Genomic DNA, 17756 nt, shown 5'->3' with positions numbered 1-17756 from the left:
CTCCAGAGCCGCCGCGCACTCCGCCATCCGCCCCGCGAACACCGGCGAGGACTCCAGCAGCCCGGCCGCCATGCCCTGCCACTGCGCCCCCTGACCGGGGAACACGAACACCGGACGAGCCGAGGAACCCGCGACACCGCGCACCACACCGACGGCGGAGCCGCCGCCCAGCGCGACCGTCTCCAGACCCGACCGCAGCTCCTCCAGACCACCCGCCAGCACCACCGCACGGTGCTCGAAACGCGACCGGCGCACCGCCAGGGCGTTGCTGAGGTTCTTGAGCGAGACGCCCGGGGCGTCGTCCAACGCCGCCCGGATTCTTTCCGCTTGGGCGCGCAGCGCCTCGGACGACCGGCCCGACACGACGAACGGCAGCACCGCGTCCCCGAAGGGGGGCGTGGTGTCGCCCGGTGCGGCGGCCTCGGTGGCCGGGGCCTGCTCCAGGATCACGTGCGCGTTCGTGCCGCTGATGCCGAACGAGGAGACACCCGCGCGGCGCGGCTCGCCCGTCTCCGGCCAGGACGTCTGCTCCGTCAGAAGCTCGACCGTCCCTGTCGACCAGTCCACATGGGTGGAGGGCTTGTCGACGTGCAGCGTCCGCGGGAGCACTCCATGGCGCATCGCCTGCACCATCTTGATCACACCCGCGACGCCCGCCGCGGACTGCGAGTGGCCGATGTTCGACTTGACCGAGCCCAGCCGCAGCGGCCGGTCCTCCGGCCGGTTCTGCCCGTACGTGGCGATCAGCGCCTGCGCCTCGATCGGGTCACCCAGCGTCGTACCCGTACCGTGCGCCTCCACCGCGTCCACCTGCGACGCCGACAGCCCCGCACTCGCCAACGCCGCCCGGATCACACGCTGTTGGGAGGGACCGTTGGGAGCGGTGAGACCGTTGGAGGCGCCGTCCTGGTTCACCGCGCTGCCCCGCACCACCGCGAGGACCCGGTGACCGTTGCGCCGCGCGTCCGAGAGGCGCTCCACCAGCACCATGCCGACACCCTCGGACCAGCCCGTGCCGTCCGCCGCGTCCGCGAACGCCTTGCAGCGCCCGTCCGCCGCGAGGCCCCGCTGCCGCGAGAACTCCGCGAAGATGCTGGGGTTCGTCAGGACGGTGACACCGCCGGCCAGCGCCATGGTGCACTCGCCCGACCGCAGCGCCTGCGTCGCCAGATGCAGGGCGACCAGGGACGACGAGCACGCCGTGTCCACGGTCACCGCGGGACCCTCGAAGCCGAACGTGTACGAGACACGGCCGGAGATGACGCTGGTCGCGTTGCCGGTCAGCAGATGCCCCTCGGCACCCTCGGGCAGTCGCATCCCGACCCCGTAGCTGGACGAGGCGGTACCGGCGAAGACGCCGATGTGGTGGCCGCGTACGGACTCGGGGTCGATGCCCGCGTGCTCGAAGGCCTCCCAGGAGGTCTCCAGGAGCAGCCGCTGCTGCGGGTCCATGGCGACGGCCTCGCGCGGCGAGATCCCGAAGAACGCCGGATCGAACTCGGCCGCGCCGTAGAGGAATCCGCCCTCCAGCGTCGCCGACGTACCGCCGTCAGCCACCTCCGAGTAGAGGCCGTCCAGGTCCCAGCCGCGGTCGGTGGGGAAGGCCGAGATGCCGTCGGCCCCGGTGGTCACGAGGCGCCAGAGGTCGTCGGCGTTCGCCACTCCGCCCGCGTAACGGCAGCTCATACCGACGATCGCGATCGGCTCGTCGTCCGCGAGCCGTGTCACCGGAACGGCCGCCGGGGCCTCCGGCTGCGTACCCAGGACCTCGCCGAGTACGTAGTCCGCGAGCGCCTCGGGCGTGGGGTAGTCGAAGATCAGGGTCGCGGGCAGTCGCAGGCCCGTGGCCCGGTCGAGCCGGTTGCGCAGTTCGACGGCGGTCAGCGAGTCGAAGCCGAGGTCCTTGAACGGCCGGGCGACGCCCACCCCTTCGACGCCGCTGTGGCCGAGGACCGCGGCCGCCTGACCGCGCACCAGGTCGAGCAGGGCCTTGCCGCGTTCCGCGCGGGAGAGGCCCGCGAGGCGCTGCAGCAGCTTCACCGATCCGGCGAGCGCTCCTGCCCTGCGCCGCGAGCTCGTGCGGACGAGTCCGCGGAACACGCCCGCGAGCGCGCCGACACCGGCCTGGGCGCGCAGGACGGCCAGGTCCAGGTGGACGGGGAGCAGCGCCGGGCGGTCGAGGGCGAGCGCCGCGTCGAACAGCTCCAGACCTTCGTCGGAGGTCAGCGGAACCACTCCGGACCGGGACATCCGGCTCGTGTCGCCGTCGTGCAGCCGCCCGACCATGCCGTCCGCGATGCCCCACGGACCCCAGGCCAGTGACGTGGCCGCGAGGCCCCGGCCCGCGCGGTGCTGGGCCAGCGCGTCGAGGAACGCGTTGGCGGCCGCGTAGTTGCCCTGCCCCAGCGAGCCGAACGTTCCGGCGACGGAGGAGAACAGGACGAACATCGACAGGTCGAGGTGCTCGGTGAGCTCGTGCAGATGCACCGCGGCGTCGACCTTGGGCCGCAGCACGACATCGAGTCGGTCGGCGGTCAGCGAGGACACGACGCCGTCGTCGACGACACCGGCGGCGTGCACCACTCCGGTCAGCGGCCGCTCCTCGGGAATCGAGCCGAGCACCGCGGCCAGTGCGTCCCGGTCCGCGACGTCACAGGCCGCCAGGACCACCTCGGCGCCGGCCCGGGTCAGCTCGGCGGCGAGCTCCGCCGCACCCGGCGCCTTGGCGCCGCTGCGGCTGGTCAGCACCAGGCTGCGTACGCCGTGCCGGGCGACGAGGTGCCGCGCGACCAGGGCACCGAGGGCGCCGGTCGCGCCGGTCACCAGGACGGTGCCGTGCCGCTCGGACGCCGACTCGGGCTCCTCGGGGGCGTCTTGGGGCGCGGGCCGGGCGAGACGCGGGACGAGGACGCGGCCCTCGCGGACCGCCACCTGCGGTTCCCCGCCGGCCAGGATCTCGGCGAGGATGCCGGTGAGGGCGTCGGCGGGGGTGGCGTGCGACTCCGCGGTGTCGTCCAGGTCGACGAGGAGCAGCCGGCCCGGGTTCTCGGACTGGGCGGACCGCACGAGACCCCAGGCGGCGGCGCCCGCGAGGTCGACCGGGCCGTCGCCGTCGCCCGCGGCGACCGCGCCCCGGGTTACGACGACCAGGAGCGCGTCGCCGTACCGCTCGTCGGCCAGCCACTCCTGCACCGTCGCGAGGACGGCATGCGCGGTGTCACGCACGGAGGCGGCCAGGCCGTCGCCCGTGCCGGGGGCGGGGGCGTAGCAGACGACGTCCGGCACTCGGTCCAGGGAGGCGAGGTCCTCGTACGTGGGGACGCCGAGCGCTGCGAACGCGGCCGACTCCCCCAGCAGCGCCCAGTTCCCTGCTCCCTCCTTCACGGGCGCCGGTGCCGTCTGCGGCGACCACTCCAGGGTGAACAGGGCGTCCTTGCCGCCGGTCTCGCTCCGCAGCAGCTCTGGCGGGACCGGGGCGAGCGTCACACGGTCCGCCACCGCGACCAGTCCTCCGGTCTCATCGGCCACGGCCACCGAGACGCCCTCGCGTGCGGGACGGACCCGTACGCGCAGCGCGGTCGCTCCCACCGCCGCCAACGACACTCCGGACCACGCGGACGGCACGCCGCCCACGGCCGCGTGCAGGGCGGCGTCGAGGAGCGCCGGGTGCAGGCCGAAGCCGTCGACGTCCGTGCCCTCGGGCAGCGCGACCTCGGCGTACAGCTCGTCACCGCGCCGCCACAGCGACCGCAGCCCGCGGAACGCGGTGCCGTGGTCGTAGCCCTCGTCGGCGAGGTCGTCGTACACACTCTGCGCCGACACCTCGGCGGCGTCCCGCGGCGGCCAGACGGCGAAGTCCGTCTCGTCCGCCAACTGCTCCTGGACAGGGGCCAGTTCCCCGGTGGCGTGCAGGTTCCACTCCGCCTCGGGACCGTCGGCCTCGGAGCGCGCGTACACCTCCACCGCGCGGCGCCCGTCCGCATCCGCCGCCGCGACGGTCAGCTGGACGGCGACGCCCGTCCGCTCCGGAAGCACCAGCGGGGCCCGTACGGTCAGCGTGGCCAGCGACTCGCAGCCGAACCGCTCCCCCGCGTGCAGCGCCAGCTCGACGAAGACCGTGCTCGGCACGACGACCGTGCCGTACACCAGATGGTCGCCGAGCCACGGGTGCTTCTCGACCGAGAGGCGCCCGGTGAACAGGAACCCGTCCGAACCGGCCAGCCGCACCCCGGCCGCCAGCAGCGGATGTCCGGCACCGCCCAGACCCGCCGCCGTGATGTCGCCCACGGGAGCGGCCGGAGCGGAGAGCCAGTAGCGGTCGTGCTGGAAGGCGTAGGTGGGGAGGTCGACTCGATGGGCGCCGGTGCCGGCGTAGTACGCCGTCCAGTCGACTGCTGTGCCGTGTACGTGGAGTTCAGCGAGGGCGGTGAGGAGTGCGTCGGGCTCGTCGCGGTTCTTGCGGAGGGCGGGTGCGAAGGTGATCTCGCCGGAGTCGGAGGTGACGCAGTCCTGCGCCATCGCGGACAGCACACCGTCCGGGCCCAGCTCCAGGAACGCCGTCACGCCTTCCGATTCCAGGGTGCGGATGCCGTCCAGGAAACGGACCGCTTCGCGGACGTGGCGGACCCAGTACTCCGGGTCCTGGACCTCCTCAGCGGACAGGACCGCACCCGTGACGTCCGAAATGATCGACAGCTGCGGGGCGTTGAAGGTCAGTCCCTGTGCGACCTCGCGGAAGTCGTCGAGCATCGCGTCCATACGCGGGGAGTGGAAGGCGTGACTGACCCGCAGCCGCTTGGTCTTACGGCCCTCGCCCTCGAAGTGGGCGGCGATCCGCAGGACCTCTGCCTCGTCGCCCGAAATCACCGTGGAACGCGGGCCGTTGAGCGCGGCGATGGACACGCCCTCGACCAGCAGCGGCAGCACCTCGTCCTCGGTCGCCTGCAACGACACCATCGCACCGTCCGTCGGCAGCGCCTGCATCAGACGACCCCGCGCGGCAACAAGAGCGGCAGCGTCTTCCAGCGACAGCACTCCAGCCACGTACGCAGCCGACAACTCACCGATCGAGTGGCCCAGCAGATAGTCCGGCTTCACGCCCCACGACGTCACCAGCTCAAACAGCGCCACCTCAAGCGCAAACAGACCCGCCTGGGTGAACTGCGTCTGATCCAGCAGCTCACCGCCGTCGAAAACCACCTCGCGAAGAGGCTGGTCCAGATGACGGTCCAGCTCCGCGCACACCTGGTCGAACGCCTCGGCGAACACCGGGAAAGCCGCGTGCAGTTCACGCCCCATACCGACCCGCTGCGAGCCCTGCCCCGAGAACAGCACACCCGTCCTGCCGGGCGACACCGAACCCTCAACGACCCGCTCACCGATCAGCACCGCCCGGTGCTCCAGCACCGCACGCGTCGTCACCAGCGAGAAGCCCACATCCACCGGCGACAGCTCAGGGCGCTCGGCGAGGAACGACCGCAGCCGCTCCACCTGCCCCGCCAGAGCGTCCTCCGACTTCGCCGATACCGCGTACGGCACGACCGGCAGCGCCACGGGAGCCGCAGCCGGCTCCGGCCGCTCGGCCTCCGGCGCCTGCTCCAGGACCACGTGCGCGTTCGTGCCGCTGATGCCGAACGACGACACCGCCGCGCGGCGCGGTTCGCCGGTCTCCGGCCAGGCGGCCTGCTCGGTCAGGAGCTCGACCGTGCCCTCGGACCAGTCCACGTGGGAGGACGGCTCGTCCACGTGCAAGGTGCGCGGAAGCAGGCCGTGGCGCATCGCCTGCACCATCTTGATCACACCCGCGACACCGGCGGCCGCCTGCGTGTGGCCGATGTTCGACTTGATCGAGCCGAGCAGCAGCGGCCGGCCCTCCGGGCGCTCCTGCCCGTACGTCGCGATCAGGGCCTGCGCCTCGATCGGGTCGCCGAGGCGGGTGCCCGTGCCGTGCGCGTCCACGGCGTCGACCTCGTCGGCGGTGACGCCCGCGTTGGCGAGGGCCTGTCGGATGACGCGCTGCTGGGAGGGGCCGTTGGGGGCGGTCAGGCCGTTGGACGCGCCGTCCTGGTTGACGGCGGAACCGCGGATGACCGCGAGAACCTCGTGGCCGTTGCGGCGGGCGTCCGAGAGACGCTCCACCAGGACCATGCCGACGCCCTCGGACCAGCCCGTGCCGTCGGCGGCGTCCGCGAACGGTTTGCAACGGCCGTCGGGTGCCAGACCGCGCTGGCGGCCGAACTCGATGAAGATGCCCGGGTCGGCCATGACGGTGACGCCGCCGGCCAGGGCCATCGTGCACTCGCCCGAGCGGAGTGCCTGTACCGCGAGGTGCAGGGCGACCAGCGAGGAGGAGCACGCGGTGTCCACCGTGACGGCCGGGCCTTCCAGGCCGAACGTGTAGGCCACCCGGCCCGACACGACGCTGGTCGCGCTGCCGGTCAGGGCGTTGCCCTCCAAGCCCTCGGGCAGCTGGGCCCCGGCTCCGTACGCGGACGAGGACGCGCCCGCGAACACTCCGGTCGCGCTCCCCCGCACGGTGGCCGGGTCGATGCCCGCGTGCTCGAAGGCCTCCCAGGCGGTTTCGAGGAGCAGCCGCTGCTGCGGGTCCATGCCCAGGGCCTCACGCGGCGAGATCCCGAAGAAGCCCGGGTCGAAGTCGCCCGCTCCGGACAGGAAGCCGCCCTCGCGCACGACGGTCATGCCGGTGTCCGCCGATTCGGCGGGGTTCAGCCGGGCGGCGTGCCAGCCGCGGTCCTCGGGGAACGCGGTGATCGCGTCGCCGTTGTCGAGCAGCAGCCGCCACAGCTCGTCGGGCGAGCGTACGTCGCCGGGGTACCGGCAGCTCATGCCGACGATAACGATGGGATCGCCGTCGGCGGCGACCGCGTCGGGCGGCGTGCTCGTGGTCTCCGGGACGACGCCCAGGACCTCGGTCAGGAGGAAGGCCGCGAGCGCGGCGGGGGTGGGGTAGTCGAAGACGAGGGTCGCGGGCAGTCGCAGGCCCGGGACGCTCAGGGTCGCGTTCAGGCGGTTGCGCAGCTCGACGGCGGTCAGCGAGTCGACGCCCAGTTCCTTGAACTGCTTCTCCGCGCCCACCGTTTCGGGACCGGCGTGGCCGAGCACGGCGGCCGCCTGGGTGCGGACGAGTTCCAGCATCTCGCGGTCGCGCTCCTCCGGGGCGAGCCCGGCGAGTCGCTGTCCGAGCGTCGAGGCGCCCGCCGCGGCGGCCAGGGCCCTGCGCCGGCCGGGGGCGCGGACGAGCCCGCGGAACAGTCCGGGCAGCACGCCCGCGGTGGCCTGCGCCTGGAGGGCGGTGAGTTCCAGGGCGACGGGCAGCACGGCGGCCCGTGCGCCGTCCAGGGCCGCGTCGAAGAGGGCGAGGCCCTGCTCGTCGGTGAGCGGCAGGATGCCGGAGCGGATCATGCGCTCCACGTCGGCCGTGCCGAGCCGGCCGAGCATGCCGTCCGCCGAGGCCCACGGGCCCCAGGCCAGTGAGGTGGCGGCCAGCCCGCGGGCCGTGCGCTGCTGGGCCAGGCCGTCGAGGAAGGCGTTGGCGGCCGCGTAGTTGGCCTGGCCGGGGCCGCCGAGGACACCGGCCGTGGAGGAGAAGGTGACGAACAGGAACAGGTCGCGGTCTGCGGTCAGTTCGTGCAGGTGGGCCGCGCCGTCGACCTTGGGACGCAGTACCGAGTCGAGCCGCTCGGGCGTCATCGACGCGACCACTCCGTCGTCGAGCACCCCGGCGGCGTGCACCACGCCGGTCAGCGGCCGCTCCTCGGGGATCGCGGCGAGGACCGCCGAGAGCGCATCACGGTCGGCGACGTCGCAGGCGGCGAGCACCACGTCGGCGCCGGCCGACGTCAGTTCGTCCGCCAGTTCCCGCATGCCGGGCGCGGCCGCGCCGCGCCGGCCCACCAGCACCAGGCCGCGTACGCCGTGCTCGGCCACGAGGTGGCGTGCCACCAGGGCGCCGAGCGCGCCGGTGGCACCGGTGACGAGCACCGTCCCGTGCCGCTCCGCGGGCTCGGGCACGGTCAGGACGACCTTGCCGACGTGACGGGCCTTGGCGAGGAAACGGAACGCCTCCGGGGCGTGGCGCACGTCCCACGTACGGATCGGGAGCGGCTTGAGCGCGCCGCTCTCGAAGAGCGCGAGGACCTCGGTCAGCAGTTGGCCGATCCGCTCGGGTCCGGCCTCGATCAGGTCGAACGCCTGGTAGGCGACGCCGGGGAACGACTCGGCCACCGCGTGTGCGTCACGGATGTCGGTCTTGCCCATCTCCATGAACCGGCCGCCGCGCGGCAGCAGCCGCAGCGAGGCGTCCACGAACTCCCGGGCGAGGGAGTCCAGGACGACGTCGACGCCGCGTCGTTCGGTGGCGTCGAGGAACCGGCTCTCGAAGTCGAGGGTGCGGGACGAGGCGATGTGCGCGTCGTCGAGCCCGAGGGAACGCAGCACGTCCCACTTGCCGGTGCTCGCCGTGCCGTAGACCTCGGCCCCCAGGTGCCGGGCGAGCTGCACGGCGGCCATGCCGACGCCGCCGGCCGCGGCGTGCACGAGGACGGACTCACCGGGCCGCAGTCCCGCCAGGTCGACCAGCGCGTAGTAGGCGGTCATGAAGACGACCGGGGCCGAGGCCGCTTCGGTGAACGACCAGCTGTCCGGGATCCGCGCCAGGGTGCGGCGGTCGGTCACCGCCACCGGGCCGAACCCGCCGGAGAAGAGACCCATGACGCGGTCGCCGGCCGCGAGTCCGGTGACGCCGGGGCCGACCTCGAGGACGACACCGGCGCCCTCGATACCCATGGTGGCGTCGCCGGGGTACACGCCGAGCGCGATCAGTACGTCGCGGAAGTTGACGCCCGCGGCGCGCACGCCGACCCGGACCGCTCCGGGGGCGAGCGGCCCGGCGGCGTCGGGGCACGGGGTCAGGGCGAGGTTCTCCAGAGTGCCCTTCTCCGTGATGTCGAGCCGCCACGGTCCGTCGCCGGCCGGGGGCACCAGGGCACCGTCGGACGTCACGCGGTCGAGCCGCGGCACGAGGACGTCGCCTGCCCGCAGGGCCAGTTGGGGCTCGCCCGTGGCCAGCGCCGTGGTCAGCACGGCGTAGGAGTCGTCGTGTGCGTCGAGGTCGACCAGGACCAGACGGCCGGGGTTCTCGGATTGCGCCGAGCGGATCAGACCCCAGGCGGCGGCACCCGCCAGGTCGGACACTTCGTCCTCGCCGCTCGCCGCGACGGCGCCGCGGGTCGCGACGACGAGCGGGGTGTCGTCGGTGAAACGCGTGTCGGCCAGCCACTCCTGGATCAGCACGAGCAGCTCCTGGACGCCGCGGCGCACACCGCTCGCCAGATCGACCGCCGCCTCGGAGGCGTGCAGGACGACGACGGCGTCGACGTCCGGGGCCACGGAGGCCAGATCCCGGGCCGGTTCGGCACCGTGGGGCACCGCCCGGTCCGCGTCGCCGAGCACCGCCCACCGCCGGCCGGGCTCCTCCGCGGGCGGCGGCGACACGGCCAGCGGCGACCATGCGAGGTGGAACAGCTGGTCCGGCTCGGTGCCGGGCGCCGCCAACTGTTCGGCGGACACCGGGCGCAGCACCAGGGAGTCCACGCGGGCCACGGGTGCCCCGGTGCCGTCGGCGACCTCCAGGCCGACGCCCGACGCGGTGGGGATGATCCGCACCCGCAGCGCGGCGGCACCCACCGCGTACAGCGACACTCCGGACCAGGCGAAGGGCAGACCGACACCGCCGGCCTCGCCGACGTTCTCCTCGCCTGTGTTCTCCGCACCGTGCAGGCCCAGGGCGTGCAGGGCGGAGTCGAGCAGCGCGGGGTGGAGCCCGAACCGGTCGGCGTCCGCGCCGTCGGGCAGCGCGACCTCGGCGAAGATCTCCTCGCCGCGCCGCCATGCCGCGCGCAGCCCCTGGAACACCGGCCCGTAGCCGTAGCCACGCTCCGCCAGGTTCTCGTAGTGCCCCTCGACGGCAACGGGGACGGCGTCCCGCGGTGGCCACACGGCCGGCTCTCCGCCGGCGGCTGCATCGGCGGCGGTCGCACCGGCGACGGCATCGGCCGACGCCAGCATGCCTGCCGCGTGCTGCCGCCACGGCGCCTCGTCGTCCCCTTCGGCGGGCCGCGAGTGAAGGGCGACGGAACGTCGCCCGTCCGCGTCCTCCGCACCGACCGTCACCTGAACCGCGACTCCGCCGCGTTCGGGCAGCACCAGGGGCGCCTGCAGTGTCAGCTCTTCGAGGACACCGCATCCGAGGCGCTCGCCGGCCTGCAGAGCCAGCTCCACGTAGGCCGTGCCCGGCAGGAGGACCGAGCCGAGGACGACGTGATCACCGAGCCAGGGATGCGACTGCAGCGACAGCCGCCCCGTCATGACCAGCCCGTCCGCCTCGGCGAGCGTCATCACCGCACCGAGCATCGGGTGCCCCACCGACCGCAGCCCGAACGCGGTCGCGTCACCGGCCCACACCGCCGCGGCGGGCCAGAAGTGGTCGCGCTGGAAGGCGTAAGTGGGGAGGTCGACTCGGCGGGCGCCGGCGCCGGTGTAGTACGCGGTCCAGTCGACTGCCTCGCCGTGTACGTGGAGTTCGGCGAGGGCGGTGAGCAGGCTCTCCGGCTCGTCGCGGTTCTTGCGGAGGGCGGGTACGAAGGTGATCTCGCCGGAGTCGGAAGGGAGGCAGTCCTGCGCCATGGCGGAGAGCACGCCGTCCGGGCCTAGCTCCAGGAACGCCGTCACACCCGCGGCCTCCAGGGTGCGGATGCCGTCCAGGAAACGGACCGCTTCGCGGACGTGGCGGACCCAGTACTCCGGGTTCTGAACCTCCTCGGCCGACAGGACCTCGCCCGTCACGTCCGAAATGATCGACAGTCGCGGGGCGTTGAAGGTCAGCCCCTGTGCGACCTCGCGGAAGTCGTCGAGCATCGCGTCCATGCGCGGGGAGTGGAAGGCATGGCTGACCCGCAGACGCTTGGTCTTGCGCCCCTCGCCCTCGAAGTGCGCGGCGATGGCGAGCACCGCGTCCTCGTCGCCTGAGATGACCGTGGAGCGCGGGCCGTTGAGCGCGGCGATGGACACGCCCTCGACCAGCAGCGGCAGGACCTCGTCCTCCGCCGCCTGCAACGACACCATCGCTCCACCGGCCGGAAGCGCCTGCATCAGACGACCCCGCGCGGCCACCAGCGCGGCAGCGTCTTCGAGCGACAGCACGCCGGCGACGTACGCGGCCGACAGCTCACCGATCGAGTGGCCCAGCAGATAGTCCGGCTTCACACCCCACGACGTCACCAGCTCAAACAGCGCGACCTCGAGCGCGAACAGACCCGCCTGGGTGAACTGCGTCTGATCCAGCAGCTCAGCGCCCTCGAAGACGACCTCGCGCAGAGGCCGGTCCAGGTGCCGGTCCAGCTCCGCGCACACCGCGTCGAACGCGTCCGCGAAGACGGGATACGTCTCGTACAACTCCCGGCCCATGCGGGCTCGTTGCGAGCCCTGGCCCGAGAACAGCACAGCCGTCCTGCCGGGCGACACCGAACCCTCAACGACTCGCTCACCGATCAGCACCGCCCGGTGTTCCAGCACCGCACGCGTCGTCGCCAGCGAGAAACCGACATCCACCGGCGACAGCTCAGGGCGCTCGGCGACGAACGACCGCAGCCGCTCCACCTGCCCCGCCAGAGCGTCCTCCGACTTAGCCGACACCGCCCACGGCACCACCGGCAACGTCACCGGAGCCTCGGTCGGCTCCGGCGCTTCCGTCTCCGGCGCCTGTTCCACGATCACGTGCGCGTTCGTGCCGCTGATACCGAACGACGAGACACCCGCACGGCGCGGTGCGCCGGTCTCCGGCCACGCCATCGACTCCGTCAGGAGCTCGACGGCCCCGGCCGACCAGTCCACATGGGTGGACGGCTCGTCGACGTGCAGGGTTTGGGGCAGGACTCCCGCCCGCATCGCCATGACCATCTTGATGATCCCGGCGACGCCCGCGGCGGCCTGCGTGTGACCGATGTTCGACTTCACCGAACCGAGCCACAGCGGACGCCCCTCGGGGCGCTCCTGGCCGTACGTCGCGAGCAGCGCCTGCGCCTCGATGGGGTCGCCCAGCGTCGTGCCCGTGCCGTGCGCCTCCACCGCGTCGATGTCCGCCGCCGACAGGCCGGCTCCGGCGAGGGCCTGGCGGATGACGCGCTGCTGGGACGGTCCGTTGGGGGCGGTCAGGCCGTTGGACGCGCCGTCCTGGTTGATCGCCGAACCGCGGACGACCGCGAGCACCTCGTGGCCGTTGCGGCGGGCGTCCGAGAGGCGCTCGACCAGCAGTACGCCCACGCCCTCGCCCCAGGCCGTGCCGTCCGCCGCCTCGGCGAACGCCTTGCAGCGGCCGTCGGGAGCCAGGCCGCCCTGCCGGGAGAACTCCACGAACGTGCCCGGCATCGACATCACGGTGACGCCACCCGCCAGCGCCATCGAGCACTCGCCGTCGCGCAGAGCCTGCGCCGCGAGGTGCAGGGCGACCAGGGACGACGAGCACGCGGTGTCGACCGTCACCGCCGGGCCCTCAAGGCCCAGCGTGTATGAGACGCGGCCGGACAGGACGCTGGCCGAGCTGCCCGTGGCGCCGTAGCCCACGACCTCGTCGCCCGCGCCGCCCAGCACGTAGCCGTAGTCCTGGCCGTTGGTGCCGGTGAACACGCCGACACGGTCGCCCTTGAGTGACGTCGGGTCGATGCCCGCCCGCTCGAAGACCTCCCAGGAGGTTTCCAGGAGCAGCCGCTGCTGCGGGTCCATGGCCAGCGCCTCGCGCGGCGAGATCCCGAAGAACGCCGGGTCGAAGTCCGCCGCGTCGTGCAGGAAGCAGCCCTCCGCGACGTAGGAGGTGCCGACGCCGTCGGGGTCCGGGTCGTACAACGAACCCAGGTCCCAGCCGCGGTTCTCCGGGAAGCCCGATATGCCGTCGGCACCGGCCGTGAGCAGCTCCCACAGCGCTTCCGGGGACTCCGCGCCGCCGGGGAAACGGCAGCTCATACCCACGATGACGATCGGGTCGTCAGTGCGGTCCACGGCCACCGGCGCGCTGTCCGCCGCGACGACGCCGTCGCCGAACACCTCGGTCCTGAGATGTCCGGCGAGTACCGCCGGGGTCGGGTAGTCGAAGATCAGGGTGGCGGGCAGGGAGAGACCGGACTCCTTGGCCAGCCGGTTGCGCAGCTCGACCGCCGTGAGCGAGTCGAAGCCCAGTTGCTGGAACGCCCGGTCGGCCGGGACCGCGTCGGCGCTGCGGTGCCCGAGGACGGCCGCGGTGTCGCGGCGCACCAGTTCGAGCAGTTCGGCGTCGCGCTCGGCGGTGGAGAGGCCGGCGAGCTGTCGCCGCAGCGCGGAGTCCTGGTCGCCGTGCCCGCCTCCGGCGGCGCCTTCGGAACTCTCGGCGAGGTCGCGTACCTCGGGCAGGCCCGTGAGGAGCGGGCTCGGGCGCAGCGCGGTGAACGCGGGCGCGAACCGCTCCCAGTCGACGTCGGCGACGGCGACATGGGTGTCGTCCTCCGTCAGCGCCTGGTGGAGCGCGGTGATCGCCGATCCCGGTGCCAGGGTGGGCAGTCCGCGCCTGCGCAGCTCGGCCTCGCCGACGTCCTCGATCATGCCGCCCTCGCCCCACGGCCCCCAGCTCACGGAGGTCGCGGTCAGGCCACGAGTCCGCCGGTCCTGGGCGAGGGCGTCGAGGTGGGCGTTGGCCGCGGCGTAGGCGGCGTGACCGCCGCTGCCCCAGACGGCGGAGATGGACGAGAACAGCACGAAGGCGTCCAGGCCTTCGCCATCGTCGGCCAGATGCCCGCTGCTGTCCGGGCCGCCGAAGAGAGCGTCGAGGTGCGTGGCGCCTTCCACCTTCGCCCGCAGCACCTCGGTGAACTCCTCGGCGCTCATGTCGGACAGCGGCGTCATCTGTCCCAGGCCGGCGGTGTGGACGACGGAGCGGACCGGCGTACCGGCTTGGCGGAGTCCTTCCACCAGAGCTTCCAGCGCCGCCCGGTCGCTCACGTCACACGCGGCCACCTCGACCGCCGCGCCCAACGCCTCCAGCTCGGCCACCAACTCGACCGCACCCGGAGCCTGCAGACCACGACGGCTCGTCAACACCAACCGCTCAGCACCATGACCAGCCGCCCAACGAGCCACATGCGCACCCAGCGCACCCGTCCCACCCGTCACCAAAACCGTGCCCCGCGGCGACCAACCACCCGACCCCGCACGACTGCTGCCCGGCGCGTGCACCAAGCGCCGCCCATACACACCCGAGGCACGTACGGCGACCTGGTCCTCACCGGCAGAACCCGTGCCCGTGCCCGCCAGGGCGGCGCAGACACGGCTCACCGCCCGCTCGTCCAGCGTCTCGGGCAGATCGATCAACCCACCCCAACGGCCCGGATGCTCCAGCGCGGCAACCCGACCCAGACCCCACACCTGCGCCTGCACCGCATCCACCGCACCATCAGAGCGGCCCACCGACACCGCACCCCGCGTCACGCACCACAACGGCACGGACAACTCCGCATCACCCAGCGCCTGCACCAGAGCCAGCGTGCCCAGCGCCCCACCCTCCCGGCCCAGGGCCAGCAACGACACCACACCGGCGAAGTCGGCGACGTCCTCCGCGAGCCGCGCGGCCAGCGCCTCACGGCTCGCCTCACCTCCCTCGACCAGCCACTCCACGACCTCCGCACCACGCGCACGCATCCCCGCAACCACCGGGTGATCCGCACACGCCGACGGCGACACCACCAGCCAGGCCCCTTCCAGCCCGGCACGGTCGGCACCGGAGACCGGCTGCCACGTGACCCGGTAGCGCCACGCGTCGGCGACCGCCACCTCACGGGACTGCCGACGCCACGACGACAGGACCGGCAGCGCCGCGCCCAGCGACTCCAGCTGGTCCGAGCCCAGAGCCGCCGCGAAGGCGTCCACGTCCTCCTGCTCCACGGCTGCCCAGAACGCACCGTCCACCGAGGAGGCGAGCGAGGCGGACGCGTCCGCCATGAACGGCGAACCGGCCTCCGGCCAGTAGTGCTCGTGCTGGAAGGCGTAGGTGGGCAGGTCGACTCGGTGGGCGCCGGTGCCGGCGTAGTACGCCGTCCAGTCGACTGCCCTGCCGCGTACGTGGAGTTCGGCGAGGGCGGTGAGCAGGCTCTCCGGCTCCTCGCGGTTCTTGCGGAGGGCGGGTGCGAAGGTGAGCTCGCCGGTGACGCAGTCCTGCGCCATCGCGGAGAGCACACCGTCCGGGCCCAGCTCCAGGAACGCCGTCACGCCTTCCGCCTCAAGGGTGCGGATGCCGTCCAGGAACCGCACAGCTTCGCGGACGTGGCGGACCCAGTACTCCGGGTCCTGGACCTCCTCCGCCGACAGGACCTCGCCCGTCACATCCGAAATGATCGACAGCTGCGGGGCGTTGAAGGTCAGCCCCTGCGCGACCGCCCGGAACTCGTCGAGCATCGCGTCCATACGCGGAGAGTGGAAGGCGTGACTGACCCGCAGCCGCTTGGTCTTACGGCCCTCGCCCTCGAAGTGCGCGGCGATCCGCAGGACCTCTGCCTCGTCGCCCGAAATCACCGTGGAACGCGGGCCGTTGAGCGCGGCGATGGACACGCCCTCGACCAGCAGCGGCAGCACCTCGTCCTCCGCCGCCTGCAACGACACCATCGCACCGTCCGCCGGAAGCGCCTGCATCAGACGACCCCGCGCGGCTACAAGAGCGGCAGCGTCTTCGAGGGACAGCACCCCAGCCACGTACGCGGCCGACAGTTCACCGATGGAGTGACCCAGCAGGTAGTCCGGCTTCACACCCCAAGACGTCACCAGCTCGAACAGCGCCACCTCAAGCGTGAACAGACCCGCCTGCGTGAACTGCGTCTGATCCAGCAGGGCCCCGCCGTCGAAAACCACCTCGCGAAGAGGCCGGTCCAGATGCCGGTCCAGCTCCGCGCACACCGCATCGAACGCGTCCGCAAAGGCCGGGTACGCCTCGTACAACTCCCGGCCCATGCCCGCCCGTTGCGAGCCCTGACCCGAGAACAGCACACCCGTCCTGCCGGGCGACACCGATCCCTCGGCCACCCGCTCGCCGCCGATCAGCACCGCCCGGTGCTCCAGCGCCGCGCGCGTCGTCGCCAGCGAGAAGCCCACATCCACCGGCGACAGCTCAGGGCGCTCAGCAACGAACGACCGCAGCCGCTCCACCTGCGCCGCCAGTGCCGCCTCGGAGCGTCCCGAGACCACCCAGGGCACCGCCGGCAGCGCCGCCGGATCCCCGGCCGTCTCCGGCTCCTCCGCCTCCGGTGCCTGCTCGACGATCACGTGGGCGTTCGTGCCGCTGATCCCGAAGGACGAGACGCCCGCACGGCGCGGCTCGCCCGTCTGCGGCCAGGTCACCGGCTCGCTGACCAGCTCAACGGCCCCTGCCGACCAGTCCACGTGGGAGGACGGCTCGTCCACGTGCAGCGTCTGGGGCACCACACCGTGGCGCATCGCCATGACCATCTTGATGACGCCCGCGACACCGGCGGCGGACTGCGTGTGACCGATGTTCGACTTGATCGAGCCGAGCAGCAGCGGCCGGCCCTCGGGGCGCTCCTGGCCGTAGGTGGCCAGCAGTGCCTGCGCCTCGATGGGGTCGCCCAGCGTCGTACCCGTGCCGTGCCCCTCGACGACGTCGACCTGCGTCGGGGAGAGCCGGGCCCCGGACAGCGCCTGGCTGATGACGCGCTGCTGGGACGGGCCGTTGGGGGCGGTCAGGCCGTTGGACGCGCCGTCCTGGTTGACGGCGGAACCGCGGATGACCGCGAGAACCTCGTGGCCGTTGCGGCGGGCGTCCGAGAGGCGCTCCAGGAGCAGCAGCCCCACGCCCTCGCCCCAGCCCGTGCCGTCCGCCGCCTCCGCGTACGCCTTGCAGCGGCCGTCCATGGCGAGGCCACGCTGACGGGAGAACTCCACGAAGACGCCGGGGTTGGACATGACGGTGACGCCGCCGGCGACGGCCTGGGTGCACTCGCCCGAGCGCAGGGCCTGGATCGCCCAGTGCACGGCGACCAGCGACGACGAGCACGCGGTGTCGACCGTCACCGCGGGACCCTCGAGGCCCAGCGTGTAGGAGACGCGTCCGGAGAGGACGGATGCCGCGTCGCCGGTCAGGGCGTGCGCGTCCGAGCCGGGGGCGGCCCCGGCGCCGATGCCGTAGCCCTGGGTGGAGGCTCCGATGAAGACGCCGGTGCGGGTGCCGCGCACGGAGAGCGGGTCGATGCCGGCACGTTCCAGCACCTCCCAGGTGGTCTCCAGGAGGAGCCGCTGCTGCGGGTCCATCGCCAGCGCCTCACGCGGGCTGATCCCGAAGAGGCCCGGGTCGAACTCGGCGGCGTCGTAGAGGAATCCGCCCTGGTTCGCGTAGGAGGTGCCCACGTGTTCCGGGTCGGGGTCGTACAGCTTCTCGAGGTCCCAGCCGCGGTCCGTGGGGAACTCCGCGACGGCGTCGCCACCGGACGCCACCAGTTCCCACAGCTGCTCCGGGGAGCGCACGTCACCGGGGTAGCGGCAGCTCATCGAGACGATGGCGACCGGCTCCGACTCCTCCGACTCGGCATGGCGAAGCCGCTGGCGCGTCTGCTGGAGCTCGGCGACCACCCGTGCCAGGTAATCGCGCAGCTTCTCTTCATCCGCCATCAGTACATCGCTCCCGTGAGTCGTGCAGGAAAGTTCGTGCTTGT

At 73.0% G+C, this 17756-nt stretch carries 1 protein-coding gene; it reads right to left on the bottom strand.

The annotated features are described in order from the left end of the window. On the bottom strand, window positions 1-17715 hold a 17715-nt coding region (locus tag IE255_RS37960; RefSeq protein WP_373309679.1), incomplete at its 3' end, for a type I polyketide synthase. Between the last annotated feature and the right edge of the window lie 41 nt (window positions 17716-17756).

It is taken from the genome of Streptomyces lomondensis (assembly GCF_014651035.1).
Taxonomy (GTDB): Bacteria; Actinomycetota; Actinomycetes; order Streptomycetales; family Streptomycetaceae; genus Streptomyces; species Streptomyces lomondensis.
This window is presented reverse-complemented; position numbering and strand designations above follow the sequence as displayed.